At 45.9% G+C, this 501-nt stretch carries 1 protein-coding gene; it reads right to left on the bottom strand.

Going from position 1 to position 501, the window contains the following annotated elements; all coding sequences use genetic code 11:
- Positions 1-501, bottom strand: a 501-nt coding sequence (locus R7190_RS31285) for a transporter substrate-binding domain-containing protein (RefSeq protein ID WP_411978114.1), incomplete at both ends; no start/stop codon positions are given.

The following is a 501-nucleotide window of genomic DNA, read 5'->3' on the forward strand; positions in this document are numbered from 1 at the left end:
GGGTAGTTGGCACGCACAAATTCCGCTTCATAGCTGCATGTTACCAAGCCAATAGGAAGCTCTACCTCTCCAGTAAGCACGCCCTTAATATCAACGGCTAGCATATCTTTATTGACGTACAACTTGGTTTGAATAGGCATGATAACCGCACCAAAATCAAGGTACTTATCGCGAGCCTCAGAGTAAATCAGACCAGCGTGAACATCCGCACGCCCCTCCTTAACTGCACGCAAAGACTCTTCCCAATCGAGCAGCAGGAACTCAACACGAACGTGATTTCTTTCGGCATACTCTCGCCAAAAGTCAATCAGGATGCCTTTGGGTTCACCATCTTGTGAGACATATGAGAACGGCTTCCAAGCCTTAGAATTGGTGACAATCAATGTATCGACTTTAGTTTGGTGAGCGAAACTGTACGAACACATGGCAAGCCATAGTAATAACAACGAAGTACACGCCCTGGTGCACTTGTAACCATAAGTACTAAAACTTGTTGATGCC

This window comes from Vibrio sp. 1078-1, from assembly GCF_033340475.1.